The sequence below is a fragment of the Nocardioides sp. NPDC127514 genome, from assembly GCF_040302125.1.
Classification (GTDB): domain Bacteria; phylum Actinomycetota; class Actinomycetes; order Propionibacteriales; family Nocardioidaceae; genus Nocardioides.
Genome location: NZ_JBEORF010000023.1, coordinates 105,981 through 122,553 on the forward strand (window position 1 = coordinate 105,981; position 16,573 = coordinate 122,553).

Sequence of the window (16,573 nt, forward strand, 5' to 3'; positions counted from 1 at the left end):
GGCTGGAACAGATCCGCGGCGGGAGTGGTTCGTGTCGATATGACTCAGACCACCCCCGCCGCGCCGTCCGAGAAGACTTCCGAGAAGACTTCCGAGAAGACCCCCGAGAAGACCTCTGCCGACTTCTGGTTCGACCCCGCCTGTCCGTTCGCCTGGATCACCTCGCGCTGGATCCTCGAGGTCGAGAAGGTGCGCGACGTCGAGGTGACCTGGCACATCATGAGCCTGGCGTACCTCAATCAGGACAAGGACATCCCGCAGGAGTACCGGGACTTCCTCAAGACCGCCTGGGGCCCGGTGCGGGTCTGCATGGCGGTCCAGAACGAGTACGGCCAGGAGAAGCTCGCCGAGATCTACACCGCGCTCGGCACCCGCCGCCACGTCGAGGGCCGTGACTTCGACCGGGCGCTGATCGAGGAGGCGCTGGCCTCGGTCGGTCTGCCCGTCGAGCTGGCCGACGCGATGGACGACTCCTCGTTCGACGAGGACATCGCCAAGTCCCACCACGAGGGTATGGACCAGGTCGGCAACGACGTCGGCACCCCGACGATCGCGATGAACGGCTCCGCGTTCTTCGGCCCGGTCATCTCCAAGGCGCCCAAGGGCGAGGAGGCCGGCAAGCTCTGGGACGGCTTCCAGCTGATCACCGCCTACCCCTACGTCTACGAGCTCAAGCGCGCCCGGGTCCACGACCTCGACTTCAGCTGAGGTGCTGACCGCGAGGAATTTTTCGGTGACGCCGAGGTCTACCAGTCGTACGTTGGCAGGGTGACTACTACAGACGACGCAGGACTCCTCTCGCGGGCGCTGGACCAGACCGGCGATCTGCTCGACCGGGTGCACGCCGACACCGTCTCGCGGCCGACGCCGTGCCGCCAGTGGGATGTCGGCACGCTGGCCGACCACGTGATCGCGGACGGCGCCAACTTCGTCACGATGCTTCGTGGCGGTGAGCCCGACTGGGGTGCGCCCGCGCCGCACATCGCCGAGAGCTGGGGACCGGCGTTCAAGGTCGGCGCCGACGACGTGTTGCACGCGTGGGACCAGGGTCCCGGGACGGACGGCTGGGAGGGCGGCGCGTCGGTGCCGGTCGGTCTGCTCGTCGCCGAGTACGCCACCCACTCCTGGGACCTCGCGCAGGCACTCGACGTCCCGACCTCCGAGCTCGACCCGGAGCTGGCCGAGGTCGGGCTGGCCTTCATGAAGGCGACCCTGAAACCGGAGATGCGCACGGGCGCGTTCGAGGCCGAGGTGGCGGCGCCCGAGGGTGCCGGGGCGTACGAGCGGCTGGCTGCTTTCGCGGGACGCAGGCTCGCCTGACACCATGGGCGTGTGGTTGATCAGATGGGAGTGTTCGCGCTGCAGCGGGCACTGACGCAGGCAGCAGAGCTTCTCGACACCGTCACGGCGGATGATCTGACCCGGCCGACGCCGTGTCCGGAGTGGGATCTGCGCAAGCTGGCCAACCACATGATCGCCCAGCCGCGCGTCTTCGTGACGATGCTCCAGGGCTCGCCGCCCGGATGGGACGGGCGTGAGGACTACGCGGCCAACCTGGGCGAGGAGCTCCGCACCAGGGGCAACGCGCTGATCAACCTGTGGCGCGAGGTCGGCCCCGACGACATGGTCATGATCGACCCCGACTGGCAGTCGGCCGAGATCGCGGTCCACACCTGGGACCTGTGTGCGGCGCTCGGCCGCCCGACCGACGGCCTCGACGAGGCCGTCGCCCAGCGCGCGGTCGTCGCGATGGACCGCATCCTCGGGCCGGAGCGCAAGGGGCGGGCCTTCGCCAACGCGCTCTCGGCGCCGGAGGGGTCGGGGGCCTATGAGCACCTGGCTGCGTACGCGGGGCGTCCGGTGCCGTTCGTAGCCTGACCCCAAACTGTGACTCATGAGTCACAGAGGTCTCAAACGACACACCGAACACATGCGTTTGCGGCATGTCGGGCGCTCGACTCTTCAAAATCAAGGGTATGGCCAGCTTCCCCCGCGTCATCACCGTGACCCTGACCGCTGTCGTCGTCGGCGCGTCGATGCTCGTGCCTGCTATCGGTTCGGCGATCGATCCGGCAGCCGCCGAGGACGGGCAGCTGATCAAGCTGCCCCGTCTCGAGGACGGCATCGCCACCCGTGACGTGAAGCTGCCGCCGCGGCTGACCGAGCGGTCCGCCGCCGCGGCCTCGACGGAGAAGCTGCGTACGACGACCTTCTCGATGGTCGGGGTCTCGTGGAGCGGGGAGGAGACTCCCCAGGTCGAGGTGCGGGTGAGCAAGTCGGACCAGTGGCGCGAGTGGCAGGAGCTGCCGCTGCAGGAGGACCTGCCCGACGGCGGCGAAGGGGACGTCGCCGCGCGCGGCAAGGTCGAGCGCCGAGGCACCCAGCCGGTGTGGACCGGCCGGGCCAGCGGCGTACAGGTGCGGGTCGAGGGTGCGCAGCCCAAGGACCTGAAGCTGACCCTCATCAACACCGGGCCGCAGGAGGACGTCAAGGCTCCGAAGAGGGAAGCCGACGACCTCGGCTACGGCAGCGCCGGCGACGGCGGCGCCAACGGCCGGGTCGCGCGGTCGCGACCGCGGTGGGCGCCGAAGCCGGTGATCTTCACCCGGTCGCAGTGGGGGGCCAACAACTCCTGGCGCAACGGCCGCCCGGAGTACAACAGCACGCTCAAGCAGGTCCACATCCACCACACCGCCACGAGCAACAACTACTCCAAGGGCGACGTGCCGGGGATCATCCGCGGCATCTACAGCTATCACACCAGGTCACTGGGGTGGTTCGACATCGCCTACAACTTCCTCATCGACAAGTACGGCCGTGCCTGGGAGGGCCGCTCCGGCGGCATCGACCGGCTCGTCAAGGGCGCGCACACGCGTGGCTTCAACCACCAGTCGATGGGCATCGCCCTGATCGGCAACTTCGAGAACGTACGTCCCTCCGACGACGCCCTCATCAAGACCGAGCGGATGGCGGCCTGGAAGCTCGACATGGCCGGCCGCGACGAGCGCGGCACGCTCGAGACGATCTCCAAGGGCAGCGACCGGTTCCCGGCCGGCCGGAGGGTGCGGGTCTGGGTCATCGACGGCCACTTCCACACCAACGAGACCTCCTGCCCGGGCGCCCAGCTCGCCAAGTGGCTGCCGTGGATCCGGAAGTACGCCTACCAGCGGGACCAGATGTTCAACCCGTGATCCGGGTTGCCGGTGTCGATGACTGTGTCGATGGAGGGCTGATGACGCCCGCTCCCTAGGATGGAGCCATGAGCAACGTTCTGTCCGCAGTCGCCTGGCCGTACGCCAACGGCCCGCGCCACATCGGCCACGTGGCCGGTTTCGGCGTGCCCTCCGACGTCTTCAGTCGGTACATGCGGATGGCGGGTCACGACGTGCTCATGGTCTCCGGCTCGGACGAGCACGGCACCCCGATTCTGATCGCCGCCGACGAGGCCGGCGTGACGCCCCAGGAGCTCGTCGACAAGAACCACCGGATCATCGTCGAGGACCTGACCTCGCTCGGCCTGACGTACGACCTCTACACCCGCACCACCTCGGCCAACCATCACTCGGTGGTGCAGGAGCTGTTCCTCGGGGTGTGGAACAACGGCTACTTCGTCGAGCAGACCTCCAAGGGTGCGATCTCGCCGTCGACCGGCCGGACCCTGCCCGACCGCTACATCGAGGGCACCTGTCCGATCTGCGGGGCCGATGGTGCGCGCGGTGACCAGTGCGACAACTGTGGCAACCAGCTCGACCCGGACCAGCTGATCAACCCCGTCTCCAAGATCAACGGCGAGACGCCGGAGTTCATCGAGACCCAGCACTTCTTCCTCGACCTGCCCGCCCTGGCCGACGCCCTGCACGCGTTCCTCGACGAGCGTGAGCAGACCGGCCTGTGGCGCCCGAACGTCATCCGGTTCAGCCAGAACATCCTCAAGGAGATCCGGCCGCGGGCGATGACCCGCGACATCGACTGGGGCATCAAGGTCCCCCTCGACGGCTGGCGCGACAACCCGACCAAGCGGATGTACGTCTGGTTCGACGCCGTCATCGGCTACCTGTCCGCCTCGATCGAGTGGGCCCGGCGCTCGGGCGACCCCGACGCCTGGCGAGCCTGGTGGAACTCGCCTGACGCGCCCTCGTACTACTTCATGGGCAAGGACAACATCGTCTTCCACTCCCAGATCTGGCCGGCCGAGCTGATCGCCTACAACGGCGGCGGCTCGAAGGGCGGCGAGCCGGGGGCGTACGGCACGCTCAACCTGCCGACCGAGGTCGTCTCCAGCGAGTACCTGACGATGGAGGGCAAGAAGTTCTCCTCCTCGAAGAAGATCGTGATCTACGTGCGCGACCTCCTCTCGCGCTACCAGCCCGACGCGTTCCGCTACTTCGTGGCCGCCGCCGGCCCCGAGTCGAACGACTCCGACTTCACCTGGGCGGAGTTCGTGCGGCGTACGAACGACGAGCTCGTCGCCGGCTGGGGCAACCTGGTCAACCGCACCGCCACCCTGATCGCGAAGAACTTCGGCGAGCTGCCCGCCGCCGGGACGCTGACCGAGGCGGACCAGGTCATCCTGTCCACCGTGGAGGCGGCCTTCGGCACCGTCGGCGACCTGATCGGTCGCCACCGGCAGAAGCAGGCGATCGGTGAGGCGATGCGTGCGGTCGGCGAGGTCAACAAGTACGTCACCGACCTCGAGCCGTGGAAGCTGGCCAAGGCTCCCGAGGACCGCGAGCGGCTCGGCACCGTGCTGCACGTGATGGCGCAGTGCGTCGCCGACCTCAACCTGATCCTCTCCCCGTTCCTGCCGTTCTCCGCCAACGAGATCGACAAGGCGCTGGGTGGCAAGGGTGAGGTCGCCCCGATGCCCCGCATCGAGGAGGTCGAGGACCTCGACAACGGCAAGCCCTACCCGATCATCACCGGCGACTACTCCGGCGCGCCCTCGTGGGAGCGTCACCCGATCGTCGTCGGCACCCCGGTCGCCAAGCCCACCCCGGTCTTCCAGAAGCTGGACTCCGCGATCATCGACGAGGAGCTCGACCGGCTGGGCATCAAGCCGGAGTAGCGGCTGCGGTAATCGGTTGGATCGAACCCGGCGTGGCTGGGACGATTCGGCGCATGATCGCACTGCTCGGCGACGACCGGGGACACCGCAGCCATCAGGAGCTCAACGCGCTTCGGCCGCAGCTGGCCGAGCTCGGGGCCGAGACGGAGTGGGTGCCGACCGACTCCGGGTTCGACATCGCAGCCTTTGACGGGGTCTGGCTCGTGCCCGGTTCGCCCTACGCCGATGACGCCGCGGTCCTCGCGGCGCTCACGGTCGTGCGGGAGTGGGGGATTCCGTTCCTCGGGGTGTGCGGTGGGATGCAGTACGCCGTGCTGGAGTGGACCCGCAACGTGCTCGGCTCCACGGCGACCCATGCCGAGTCCGACGGCGTGGGCGAGGACAACGCGGTGGCTGCGCTGGCCTGTTCGCTCTACGGCGAGGAGCGGCTGGTGACCCCGGTCACCGGCACCCGCTTCGAAGCCTGGCAGCCGGAGCCGTTCGTCGGCATGCACTTCTGCAACTACGCGCCCACACCTGAGGCCGTGGCGACGCTGGAGAAGATCGGTGTCGTCGTCGGCGCCACCGCGGACGACGCCGGAGCGGAGGTCCTGGAGTTCCCGGACCACCCGTTCTACGTCACCAGCATGTTCCAGCCTCACGTCGGCGCCCTCGCCGGAGCCCCGGTCCACCCGCTCGTGCGGGCGTTCGTGAGCGCGGTCTCTGCGCGGCGATGAGCGTCACGCTCCAGTTCCACCCCGACTGGCCGTACGCGGGCGGGCTGGTGATCGAGTCGCTGGCGCGGGATAGGAGGTATCGGTCGCAGTTCGAGACCGGGACGTCGAACGGCGGCTTGACCGCGCATCCGGGCGGGGACCGCTGGCGCTGGGAGAGCCGGCTGTTCGGAGGGCGCTACGACGCCGGACCGGCGGGTGAGAGGCCGGTCTACGGAGCGTGGAACCGTCGTCGAGATCCGTACGGTGGCGCGATCCGGTTCGGATCGGCCCACCTCAGGCTCCGGCCGGAGGTGCTGGAGCGGTGCACGTTCTGCTTTCCCGACTCGGTCCTCGAGCCGACCGACTTCGGTGGCCCGGAGAAGCTGCCGCAGCTGTCCGCGATGGCCGACGCCTCGGGTTTCGACGACCTCGACGAGTGCGTCGAGGCGCACGTGCACGGTGGCGTCGTGATCGAACGAGATGTCGAGGCGGTCGTGCTCGACCCGTGCTTCCGGGACACCGCTGTCGAGGCGGCGGCCGCTCGCCTCGGCTGCGCGGTGGAGTGGCATCCGGGGTTCCGGGTCGCCACCGACGGCCTCGATCCGGGCTACCGCGGACAGGAGTACGTCGACCTGGCTCGATCGCTCGGTGACGTACTCACACCTGGTCTTCTCGGCGACGCGGCGCGGTCGGGGGACTACGAGGCGCAGTCGGTCAAGCGGGTCTGGCACTACCTGGCGAGGTTCGGGAGGGGCGATTCCGGTTCGCTATGACAGAGGGTCCGAGCTTGTGAGGGATTCACAAGCTCGGACCCTCTGTCATAGCGGACATCAACCGCCTCTACCGTCTCCGCCACCGAACCAGTCACCTCGCCTACGAGAGGCTCGGAAGATCCCCGCGTACGGTGGCCGCGGCCAGTCAGTCCGGCGATGAGGTGGCGCCGCTCTGTCACCCGACCCAGCAGGCCGCGCTGCACGAGGTTCTCCGCGATCAGCTTGGCGTCATTCCGGCGGGGTGATGGCGGCTGCGTAGCGCTTCGCGAGGATCTCGAGGTGGTCGCGGAGCTCCGGGGGTGACTCGACGGTGAAGTCGAGGCCGAGCATGCCGATCCAGACGGCCACGACCTCGAGGCTGTCACCGCCGGTGACCAGGACGCTGCGGTCGGGGGCGATCGGCTCGACGGTGCCGACGGCGGGGTTGATCCGGGAGATGACCTCCTCGGCGGAGGCGGCGATGATCAGGCGGGCGTGGACGGCCCAGCCGGTGCGGGCGACCTCGCGTACGACGAACTCGGTGAGGTCGAAGGCTGGATCAGCCGGACGGAACGGGCGACCGCCGGGCACCTTCAGGCGCAGCCAGTCGACGCGGAGCGGCAGCCAGGCGTCGGCGCGCGGGTCGCGGGCGACGAGGTACCAGCGCCGCTGCCACGCGATCAGCCGGTAGGGCTCGACCTCGATCGGCTCGTCGCGGTAGTCGGCGCGTACGCCGGCATGGTCCCGGATCGCGGTGGCCAGCGCCTGGAGGGTGCCGGCGTCGACGTCCGGGTCGGGGACGTTGCTGTCGGTGTTGACGGGGCCGGCTTCCATCGCGTCGACCACCGCGGCCAGCTTGCGACGCAGGTGGTCGGGCAGCACCTGCTCGAGCTTGCCCAGCGCCCGGGCACTGGTCTCCGCGACGCCGGTGATGCCCGTCGCGGCCCGCAGTCCGACGGCGACCGCGAGCGCCTCCTCGTCGTCGAGCAGCAGCGGCGGAAGATTCCCGCCGGAGCCGAGCCGGTAGCGACCACCCGGTCCGCGGACCGACTCCACCGGATAGCCGAGCTCGCGCAGCTTGGTCATGTCGTTGCGCACGGTGCGCTCGGAGACGTCGAGCCGGGTGGCCAGGTCGGCGCCGGTCCAGCCGGCCGAGGACTGCAGCAGACCGAGGAGCGCGAGCAGTCGCGCAGAGGTTTCCAGCACGGGCTCAGCGTGCGGGAAAAAAGATTCACGGGCCACCGGAATTCCGGAATCAGGCTTGCCGGAACCCTTCATAACGTGGGTCTCACAAGGTCGGAAACCACCAAGGAGAAGTCATGAACACGCAGGTCAACACCGGAATCAGCACCAAGTCCAACGGCGAGATCAGCACAGTCACCGTCGAGTTCCCGCAGGCGGATCTCGACGACCTCCGCTCCCGCCTCGAGCGCACCCGGTTCGCGCCCAGCGTGCCCGGCGACTCCTGGGTCTACGGCACCCCGACGGCCTACCTCGCCGACATGGTCGAGCGCTGGAAGAGCTTCGACTGGCGCGCGGTCGAGGCGCGGATCAACGCCGTGCCCAACCACCTGACCGAGATCGACGGCCAGGTCATCCACTTCGTCCACGTACCCTCCTCGAACCCGGACGCCAAGGCGCTCCTGCTCGCCCACACCTACCCGGGCTCGTTCCTGGAGTTCCTGCCGATGATCGAGCTGCTGACGGAGGAGTTCCACCTGGTGATCCCGGAGCTGCCGGGCTTCGGGCTCTCGACCCCGGTGGTCGACACCGGCTGGACGATGAAGCGGGCGGCCGAGGCGTACGACGTGCTCATGCGTCGGCTCGGCTACGACTCCTACGGGGTGCACGGCAGCGACGGCGGCGCGATGATCGGTCGCGAGCTGGCGCTGCTGAACCCCGAGGGCTTCCTCGGCGCGCACGTGCTGCAGCTCTTCTCGTTCCCGTCGGGCGACCCGAGCGAGTTCGAGAACTTCGGGCCGAAGGAGTACGCCGCGCTCGAGCACATGCAGTGGTTCCAGTCCGTCGGCGGCTACAACGCCATGAACGGCTCCCGGCCGCAGACGATCGGTGCGGCGCTGGCCGACTCGCCGGTCGGGACGCTGGCCTACAGCGAGCTCTTCGAGTCCTTCGGCAACGGCACCTCGCTGGTCACTCCCGAGCAGGTCATCGAGCAGGCGACCTACTACTGGCTCACCAACTCCTACGCCTCGGCTGCGCGCTACCACTACGAGGAGGGGCACGCCGAGCGCGAGCCGGAGGTCTCCCAGGGCCGGATCGGGGTCGCCGTCTTCAAGGACGACTTCCAGACCATCCGGTCGCTGGCCGAGCGGGACAACGCCAACATCCAGCACTGGTCGGAGTTCTCCGAGGGCGGCCACTACGCGGCCATGGAACGTCCCGAGGACGTCGCCGCCGACGTGCGGGCGTTCTTCGCCTGACGTCTTGCAAAGAACCCGAGGATCGCAGCCCCTCCGCGGCTGCGATCCTCGGGTTGTGTCAGGTGGCCGTCGCGGTGACGGTGGTGGCGACCATCACCGCGGTCATGACCGCGGTGACCTCGTCCATCGCGTCCTTGACGCCCTTGGCGGCCCAGTCGCCACGGGCGATCTCCTTCGCCCGCTTCTTGACCGCGCCGGCGCCGACGCCCCTCGTGTCGACCACCTTGTGGGCGAGGTCGATGGAGGAGAGGAGGGCGATGAGCGGTCCGGTCCGTGCGTCCGGTGCGGCGCCCTGGATGAGAACGGCGACCAGGCGGCCGCGTACGGCGTTCTCGTGGGTCGAGTCCGCGGCCGGCCAGGTGGTGCGCGGGAAGAGGCCGAGGATCTTCTCGTCGCGGCGCTTGAGGATGTTGCGGTCGCACAGCCGCGCGGCGAGGGCCTCGTGCAGCCCCTTGCCGAGGTTGGTGACGGCGCTCTTGGCCGCCAGTGGCTTGGCCGCCAGCACGTCGTACGCAGCGGCCAGGACCGGCTCGTCCGGCCGTCGGCCCGGCACCGTCATGGCCTTGGCCGGGGTGAGCCCGGACTTGGGCACGACTTGGACCGAGCCCGCCATGACGAGCTCGGTCAGGATCGCTCCGCCCAGCGCCTGCTGGACCCAGGACGAGGCGAGCGTGCCCTTCTCGTCGTCGAGCACGAGCAGCAGCAGGTCTTCCGCGATCAGCATGCATCGACGGTAAAACGACTCGCGGCCCGGCGCCTCCTACGAAAGACGGATCTTTGCTCGGTCCTTCGTCTAGGCCTGTGCCGACTCCGGGCTGGCTACGTCGAACATCCAGCTCACGCCGAACTTGTCGTCGAACTGGCCGAAGTAGTCGCCCCACGGCGCCTGCGCGAACGGCATCCCTGGCGTGCCGCCCTCGGAGAGCTTGGCGTAGTAGTCGGCGAAGCGCGGCTGGTCGGCGGGGTCGGCGCTGGTCATCGCGATGGTGACGCCGGCGGTCGGGGCGACGTACTCCATGCCCATCCCCGGAGGCGTGTCGGCGGCCATCAGGACGAGGCCGTCGTCGAGGGTGAGCGAGCCGTGCATGACCAGGTCCTTCGCCTCCGGCGGCACCGGACCCATCGCGTCTCCCATGGAGTCGAACGTCATGGTCTCGACGGTGCCGCCGAGCACCGACCGGTAGAACTCGAGCGCCTCAGCGGCCTCGGACTTGAAGCTGATGTAGGGGTTGAGCGTTGCCATTCGGATCGTCTCCTTTGATCGATTTCCGACCCCGTTCGCTCACAGTAGGCGCGCCGAAGGAGGTGGAGAAGGGCAATTCGCTTCTGTTTGCCCTGTTTTCGGGTTCACCGTCAGGGGTGGACGATCTCGACGCCCAGCCACCCTGCCAGCGCCTCGATCTCGGCCTCGACCGCGTCACCGATCTCGGCGGTCCACCCGAAGTCCTCATGGACGGCGAAGACGTTCATCCGCGCCTTCTTGTGGTCCACCTTCGCATCGAGCTTCCCGACGAGCCGCTCGCCGTACAGGATCGGGAGGGCGAAGTAGCCCCAGCGGCGCTTGGCGGCCGGCTTGTACATCTCCAGGACGTACTCGAACCCGAACAGGTCCAGCGCCCGGTCGCGGTCGTAGACGAGGCGGTCGAAGGGGGAGAGCAGGGCAGCCCGCGGCGCGAACCCGTCCTCGAGGGCGGCCAGCGCCTCGGGATCGACCCGCCACTCGCCGTCGACTCCGGCCACGGTGCACGGGACGCCGGCGTCCCCGGCCCCGAGCACCTCGCCGCCGGATGAGTCCTTCCGTCCGGGGCGGGCGATGCCGAGAGAGGCCAGGCGGCGCACGGTCTCGACCCTCAGCGCGTCCTCGGGGGACGGAAGTCGCAGGTCGGAGGGGTAGACGCGCTCCGCGAGGTCCCAGGTGCGCAGCTTGCCGCGGCGGCCGGCGATCGCGACCTCACCCATCCGGTTGAGCAGCTCGATCATCCGCAGAACGTTCTTGTCGTTGGTCCACCCGGTCGATGCCCACGGCACCTCGGCGGTGTCCTCGATCTCGCCGGCCACGAGCGGACCGTCGGCTCGCAGACGGTCCAGGACCTGCGTACGGAATCTCTTGTTGGCCTCCATCCACTCGACGGCCGTGGGGTGGATCCGGCCCGGGGACAGCGCGAGGACCGTCTCGATCTCGTCCATGGGGAAGATGAAGCTGGAGAACTCGACCAGGGAGCGCTCCTGCTCGAGGGCGAAGGTCAGATCCGAATGGTCGTACGCATCCCCCAACCGCGACCACGCCACCAGATCCGCGCTCGGGGCGATCGCCTTGGTCGGGTCGATCTGCAGGAGTGTCAGCTGATCGACGGTCTCCACCAGCGAGACGGGTCGGCGCGCGTCGAGCAACTGGGCACGTACGGCGATCCGGCGCGCCTGCTCCGGGGTCAGGGTGAGCGTCATGGTCGACACAGTATGGGGAGTTCCGGACGACCTGCTGCCGATTCGAACCGATCTTCCGATTCCGCTTGACCGCGCGAATGTTAGCGCTCACACTGGGTCGCATCGTGACGACGGTCACACCGGCCGCCGCAGTAAAAACACTGGAGGACGACAGTGAAGAAGACCCTCATCGGGCTGTGTGCGCTCGCCATGGGTGGGATGTCGCTCAGCGCGTGCGGCGGCAGCGAAGCAGCCGACGACGGCACCATCACCATGGGCTTCGCCCAGGTCGGCGCCGAGAGCGGCTGGCGCACCGCGAACACCACCTCGATCCAGGACTCGGCCAAGGAAGCCGGCATCGACCTGAAGTTCTCCGACGCTCAGCAGAAGCAGGAGAACCAGATCAAGTCGATCCGGTCCTACATCCAGCAGAAGGTGGACGTCATCGCGTTCAGCCCGGTCGTCGAGACCGGCTGGGATGCGGTGCTCCAGGAGGCCAAGCGCGCCAAGATCCCCGTCGTGCTGACCGACCGGGCCGTGGACACCGAAGACACCTCGCTCTACGTCACCTTCATCGGCTCCGACTTCGTCGAGGAGGGTGAGAAGGCGGGCCAGTGGCTGGTCGACAACGCCGACGCGTCCGACGTCGACAAGGACGGTGCGGTCAACGTCGTCGAGCTTCAGGGCACCACCGGATCGGCTCCGGCGATCGACCGCAAGAAGGGGTTCGAGGACAAGATCGCCGCGGACTCCAAGATCAAGATCACCGAGTCCCAGACCGGTGACTTCACCCGTGACGGCGGCAAGCAGGTCATGGAGGCCTTCTTGCAGTCCAACCCGAAGATCGACGTCGTCTACGCCCACAACGACGACATGGGCCTGGGTGCGATCGAGGCGATCAAGGCAGCCGGCAAGAAGCCCGGCACCGACATCAAGATCATCACCGTCGACGCGGTCAAGGACGGCATGACCGCGCTGGCCGCGGGCGAGATCAACTTCATCGTCGAGTGCAGCCCGCTGCTCGGGCCGCAGCTGATGGACGTCGCCGAGAAGGTCGTCGCCGGCGAGGAGGTCCCCGACCGCATCGTCACCGAGGAGACCACCTTCACCCCGGAGCAGGCCGCTGAGGCGCTGCCCGACCGCAAGTACTGACACCCGTTGACCGAGGTGCCTCGGTGAGGCGTCGCTTCCCTCGTGGAACTCCACGAGGGAAGCGCGCGTCCACCGAGCTACCTCGGTGAGCATCCGCCGCCGATCCCCCCGACCCCGCCAGGAGCCAGTACGACATGAGCCAGGCAGAAATGAAGCCACCCCGGCCGGTGGTGGAGATGCTCGACGTCTCCATCACGTTCGGAGCGGTCCGAGCGCTCGACGGCGTCTCGTTGCGACTCCTGCCGGGGGAGGTGCACGCGCTCATGGGAGAGAACGGGGCCGGGAAGTCGACGCTGATCAAGGCGTTGACCGGGGTCTACACGATCGACTCGGGGCGGGTGGAGATCGCCGGCGTCGAGACCCAGTTCGCCACCCCGGCCGCGGCGCAGCACGCCGGGATCAGCACGGTCTACCAGGAGGTCAACCTGGTGCCGAACCTCACCGTGGCCGAGAACATGCTCCTCGGCCGCGAGCCGCGCCGCCTCAACGGGATCGGCCCGATCGACCGCCGGGCGATGAATCGCCGCGCCGCCGCCTCGCTGCAGGGCCTCGGCATCGACATCGACCCCGGGTCGGAGCTCGGCAGCCACCCGATCGCCGTCCAGCAGCTCGTCGCGATCGCGCGTGCCGTCGACACCGACGCGCGGGTCCTGATCCTCGACGAGCCGACCTCCAGCCTCGACGCCGACGAGGTGGCCAGGCTCTTCGAGGTGATGCGCAGACTGCGTGACCAGGGCACCGCGATCGTCTTCGTCTCCCACTTCCTCGACCAGGTCTTCGAGATCTCCGACCGGATGACGATCCTGCGCAACGGCCGCGTGGTGGGTGAGCGGCTGGTCGAGGGGACCACCCAGCTGGAGCTGGTGCAGCTGATGATCGGCCGCGATCTCCAGGTTCTCGAACGCCTCGACCACGCCGTGCAGGAGGCATCCGAGGAGGCCGCGGCCGAGCAGCGCCTCCCGGTGCTGAGCGCCGTCGGGCTGGGCCGGAAGGGAAGCCTGGAGGCCACCGACCTGACCCTGTACCCCGGGGAGGTCGTCGGCATCGCCGGCCTGCTCGGCTCAGGGCGTACGGAGCTGGCCCGGCTGCTGTTCGGCGCCGACGCCCCCGACACCGGCGACCTCACGGTGCGCGGCTCGAGCCGGCGGAGGCTGAGCAGCCCTCGGCACGCGATCGACCGCAAGCTCGCCTTCTGCAGCGAGGACCGCAAGGCCGAGGGAGTCTTCGAGGAGCTCTCCGTCGCCGACAACATGCTGCTCGGCCTGCAGGCCACCCGTGGCTGGCTGCGGCCGATCCCGACGGCGACCCGCGAGAAGCTGGTCAAGGAGTTCATGACCGCTCTCGACGTACGGCCGGCCGACCCGAGCCTGACGATGCGGAGTCTTTCCGGTGGCAACCAGCAGAAGGTCCTGCTGGCGCGCTGGCTGATCACGGAGCCGGACGTACTTCTGCTCGACGAGCCCACCCGCGGCATCGACATCGGTGCCAAGACCCAGATCCAGCAGCTCGTCGCCGATCTCGCCGAGAAGGGGATGAGCGTGGTGTTCATCTCCGCCGAGCTCGAGGAGGTGCTCCGGCTGAGCCACCGGCTGGTGGTCCTCAAGGACCGCCGCAAGATCGCCGAGCGGCCCAACCGAGGCATCGATGTCAACGACGTACTCGAGATCATCACCGGCGAACCCGGCGGCCTTGCCGAGAAGGAGCGAGCAGATGCCTGAGAACATCAGAGCGGGCAAGGGGCTCGGCGCTCGCGCGATGGCCCACCGCCTCTTCTGGCCGCTGGCGGCGCTCGGCGCGCTGCTGGTGGTCAACCTGATCGCGACGCCGACCTTCTTCAACGTACGCATCCAGGACGGTCACCTCTTCGGCAGCCTGGTCGACATCGTCCGCAACGGTGCCCCGGTGCTGCTGGTCGCGATCGGGATGACGCTGGTCATCGCGACCCGCGGGATCGACCTCTCGGTGGGCGCGGTGGCGGCGATCGCCGGCGCGGTCGCCTGCGTCTACATCGTCAAGAGTCCGGCCGACGGTGCCGCCGGCACGGCCGTCATCGCGATCTCGATGGCACTCGCCGTCAGTGTCGCGCTCGGGCTGTGGAACGGCTTCCTGGTCGCGGTGGTCGGCATCCAGCCGATCATCGCCACGCTGGTCCTCATGGTCGCCGGCCGCGGCATCGCGATGCTGGTGACCGGTGGCCAGATCACCACGGTCAACAACGACGCCTTCGCCGCACTGGCCTCGGGCCATCTGCTGACCCTCCCGGTCGCCGCCCTGATCGCGCTCGGGGTCTTCGCGGCCACCCAGATCGTCGTACGCCGCACCGCGCTCGGCCTGCTCATCGAGTCGGTCGGGATCAACCCGGAGGCGAGCCGGCTGGCCGGCGTACGCTCCCGCACGATCATCTGGACCGTCTACGTCTTCGCGGCACTGTGTGCCGGCACCGCCGGCCTGATCATCGCCGCCAACACCCACTCGGTGAACGCCAACAGCCTCGGACTGTGGATCGAGCTGGACGCCATCCTGGCCGTCGTCATCGGAGGTACGTCGCTGGCCGGCGGCCGCTTCTCGCTGACCGGCACCCTGGTGGGGGCGATGCTGATCGCCACCCTCACCCGGACCATCCCCAACATAGGCATCCCGGCCGAGGCCAACTATCTGTTCAAGGCGCTGGTGGTCGTGGTCGTGTGCCTGCTGCAGTCGCCGAAGGCGCGAGCGGTGCTGCAACGGCGCAGCGACCGTACGCCAACCAGCCGCGAGGAGGCTGTCGCATGAGTGTCCAGGTGCCCGCGATCGAGACCGGGCTCATCGCCCGGGTCGCACGCTACAGCCCGCCGCGCCGCTACCTGCCCGTGCTCGGCACGTTCGCGCTGTTCATCGGCATGTTCGGGATCGGCGGGATCCGCTATGAAGGGTTCGCCGACCCGCAAGTCTTCCTGACCCTGCTGCTCGACAACGCGTTCCTGATCGTGCTCGCGGTCGGCATGACGTTCGTGATCCTCACCGGCGGGATCGACCTCTCCGTCGGCTCCAACGTGGCCCTCTCGACGCTGATCGCGGCCCGGACGCTCGAGCTCGGCCTGCCAGTGGTCGCGGTGATCGTGATCGTGCTCCTGTCCGGGACCATATTGGGCACAGCGATGGGGCTGCTGATCCACTACTTCGACATCCAGCCCTTCATCGCCACCCTGGCGGGCATGTTCTTGGCCCGTGGTCTCTGCTACCTGATCAGCGTCGACTCGATCCCGATCAAGGACGAGACCTTCTCCGCCATCGCGTTCGGCACGATCACGTTGCCCGGTGGCTACTACCTCGGGTGGACGGCCGTCTTCGCGCTGGTGATCGTCGCGGTCGCTGCGTACGTCCTCGCCTCGACCCGCTTCGGACGCACCGTCTACGCACTCGGCGGCAGCGAGCCGTCGGCCTTGCTGATGGGACTGCCGGTCGCGGCGACCAAGGTCGGGGTGTACGCGATCAGCGGGCTGTGTGCGGCGCTGGGCGGGCTGCTGTTCGCGCTCTACACGCTCTCAGGCTACTCGCTGCACGCGGTCGGGATGGAGCTCGACGCGATCGCTGCCGTGGTCATCGGCGGAACGTTGCTCACCGGTGGGCGTGGTTTCGTGATCGGGTCGCTGCTCGGGGTGCTCGTGCTCGGGACGATCCAGACCTTCATCTCCTTCGACGGCACGCTGTCGTCTTGGTGGACTCGGATCTCGATCGGGGTGTTGGTGCTTGTGTTTGTTGTTGCGCAGCGGGTGTTGACTCGGCGGGGGTAGGTCGGTCTTCTTCTCCTGTCGGGGGCCGTGTTTTGTGGTTGGGGTTTGCCGCCGACCCGTTCTTGGAGGGTGTTCTCAGCGGCGTCCGGAGTCAAGGACGGCCTTCGGCCGCCGGCTGACGCCGGCCGCTTCGCGGTCCTTGACACCGGCCGTCGCTGAGAATTTTGGCTGGCTATCGGGTCGATTCCGGTCTGTGCCGCCGTCTTGCTCGAGGTCTCGGACATAGGTGTGCTCCTGCGAGAGTGGAGGGGAGGTCGTCAGGACGAGCCTG

General features: G+C 68.5%; 17 protein-coding genes. 12 read left to right on the forward strand and 5 right to left on the reverse strand.

All coding sequences use genetic code 11. The annotated features are described in order from the left end of the window. Nucleotides 1–39: 39 nt before the first annotated feature. The 7 genes from ABTX24_RS19060 to ABTX24_RS19090 all read left to right on the forward strand — a co-directional run bounded on the left by ABTX24_RS19060 (nt 40) and on the right by ABTX24_RS19090 (nt 6,533). On the forward strand, nt 40–708 hold the full coding sequence (locus tag ABTX24_RS19060; protein ID WP_350841738.1) for a mycothiol-dependent nitroreductase Rv2466c family protein: 669 nt from the start codon (nt 40–42) through the stop codon (nt 706–708). Between the two features lie 60 nt (nt 709–768). Then, nucleotides 769–1,320: a TIGR03086 family metal-binding protein gene (locus tag ABTX24_RS19065; RefSeq protein WP_350841740.1), complete on the forward strand. Its 552-nt coding sequence runs from the start codon at nt 769–771 to the stop codon at nt 1,318–1,320. A 12-nt stretch (nt 1,321–1,332) separates the two neighbouring features. Continuing rightward, nucleotides 1,333–1,878: a maleylpyruvate isomerase family mycothiol-dependent enzyme gene (locus tag ABTX24_RS19070; protein WP_350841742.1), complete on the forward strand. Its 546-nt coding sequence runs from the start codon at nt 1,333–1,335 to the stop codon at nt 1,876–1,878. A gap of 98 nt (nt 1,879–1,976) precedes the next feature. Next, on the forward strand, nt 1,977–3,191 hold the full coding sequence (locus tag ABTX24_RS19075) for a peptidoglycan recognition protein family protein (protein ID WP_350841744.1): 1,215 nt from the start codon (nt 1,977–1,979) through the stop codon (nt 3,189–3,191). A gap of 68 nt (nt 3,192–3,259) precedes the next feature. Next, complete coding sequence (gene metG / locus ABTX24_RS19080) at nt 3,260–5,065, forward strand: methionine--tRNA ligase (protein ID WP_350841746.1); 1,806 nt, start codon at nt 3,260–3,262, stop codon at nt 5,063–5,065. A gap of 53 nt (nt 5,066–5,118) precedes the next feature. Next, a complete protein-coding gene (locus tag ABTX24_RS19085) occupies nt 5,119–5,781 on the forward strand; it encodes a glutamine amidotransferase-related protein (protein ID WP_350841747.1) in 663 nt (220 codons plus the stop codon). Beyond that, nucleotides 5,778–6,533 (forward strand): DUF3626 domain-containing protein, encoded by a 756-nt coding sequence (locus ABTX24_RS19090; RefSeq protein WP_350841748.1) that lies wholly within the window; start codon nt 5,778–5,780, stop codon nt 6,531–6,533. The genes ABTX24_RS19085 and ABTX24_RS19090 overlap by 4 nt, the downstream gene beginning before the upstream one ends. 228 nt (nt 6,534–6,761) lie before the next feature. Here ABTX24_RS19090 and ABTX24_RS19095 read toward each other — a convergent pair whose 3' ends face one another. Continuing rightward, the gene (locus tag ABTX24_RS19095; RefSeq protein ID WP_350841750.1) at nt 6,762–7,718 is read right to left on the reverse strand and encodes a helix-turn-helix transcriptional regulator; all 957 of its coding nucleotides are present in this window, start codon (nt 7,716–7,718) and stop codon (nt 6,762–6,764) included. Nucleotides 7,719–7,831: 113 nt separating this feature from the next. On the opposite strand from ABTX24_RS19095, the gene ABTX24_RS19100 reads away from it, so the two are divergent. Next, the gene (locus tag ABTX24_RS19100; protein ID WP_350841752.1) at nt 7,832–8,953 is read left to right on the forward strand and encodes an epoxide hydrolase family protein; all 1,122 of its coding nucleotides are present in this window, start codon (nt 7,832–7,834) and stop codon (nt 8,951–8,953) included. Between the two features lie 58 nt (nt 8,954–9,011). Here the strand turns inward: ABTX24_RS19100 and ABTX24_RS19105 are convergent, their stop codons facing one another. The 3 genes from ABTX24_RS19105 to ABTX24_RS19115 form a co-directional block, all read right to left on the reverse strand. Next, a complete protein-coding gene (locus ABTX24_RS19105; RefSeq protein ID WP_350841754.1) occupies nt 9,012–9,677 on the reverse strand; it encodes a GOLPH3/VPS74 family protein in 666 nt (221 codons plus the stop codon). 69 nt (nt 9,678–9,746) lie between these two features. Then, nucleotides 9,747–10,196 (reverse strand): VOC family protein, encoded by a 450-nt coding sequence (locus ABTX24_RS19110; RefSeq protein ID WP_350841756.1) that lies wholly within the window; start codon nt 10,194–10,196, stop codon nt 9,747–9,749. Nucleotides 10,197–10,306: 110 nt separating this feature from the next. Continuing rightward, complete coding sequence (locus ABTX24_RS19115; protein WP_350841758.1) at nt 10,307–11,398, reverse strand: DNA glycosylase AlkZ-like family protein; 1,092 nt, start codon at nt 11,396–11,398, stop codon at nt 10,307–10,309. Between the two features lie 153 nt (nt 11,399–11,551). On the opposite strand from ABTX24_RS19115, the gene ABTX24_RS19120 reads away from it, so the two are divergent. From ABTX24_RS19120 to yjfF, 4 genes are all read left to right on the forward strand, one after another. Then, on the forward strand, nt 11,552–12,529 hold the full coding sequence (locus tag ABTX24_RS19120; RefSeq protein WP_201451122.1) for an ABC transporter substrate-binding protein: 978 nt from the start codon (nt 11,552–11,554) through the stop codon (nt 12,527–12,529). Between the two features lie 134 nt (nt 12,530–12,663). Beyond that, entirely contained in the window at nt 12,664–14,247 is a 1,584-nt protein-coding gene (locus tag ABTX24_RS19125; protein WP_350841760.1) for a sugar ABC transporter ATP-binding protein, read from the forward strand. Then, nucleotides 14,240–15,301, forward strand: a complete 1,062-nt coding sequence (locus ABTX24_RS19130) for an ABC transporter permease (RefSeq protein ID WP_160025121.1) — start codon at nt 14,240–14,242, stop codon at nt 15,299–15,301. The genes ABTX24_RS19125 and ABTX24_RS19130 overlap by 8 nt, the downstream gene beginning before the upstream one ends. Then, the gene (gene yjfF, locus ABTX24_RS19135) at nt 15,298–16,302 is read left to right on the forward strand and encodes a galactofuranose ABC transporter, permease protein YjfF (protein WP_350841763.1); all 1,005 of its coding nucleotides are present in this window, start codon (nt 15,298–15,300) and stop codon (nt 16,300–16,302) included. Before ABTX24_RS19130 ends, yjfF begins: the two co-directional genes overlap by 4 nt. Nucleotides 16,303–16,377: 75 nt before the next feature. Here yjfF and ABTX24_RS19140 read toward each other — a convergent pair. Continuing rightward, nucleotides 16,378–16,573 (reverse strand): hypothetical protein (locus ABTX24_RS19140; RefSeq protein ID WP_350841765.1); only part of this gene is annotated, 196 nt, incomplete at its 5' end.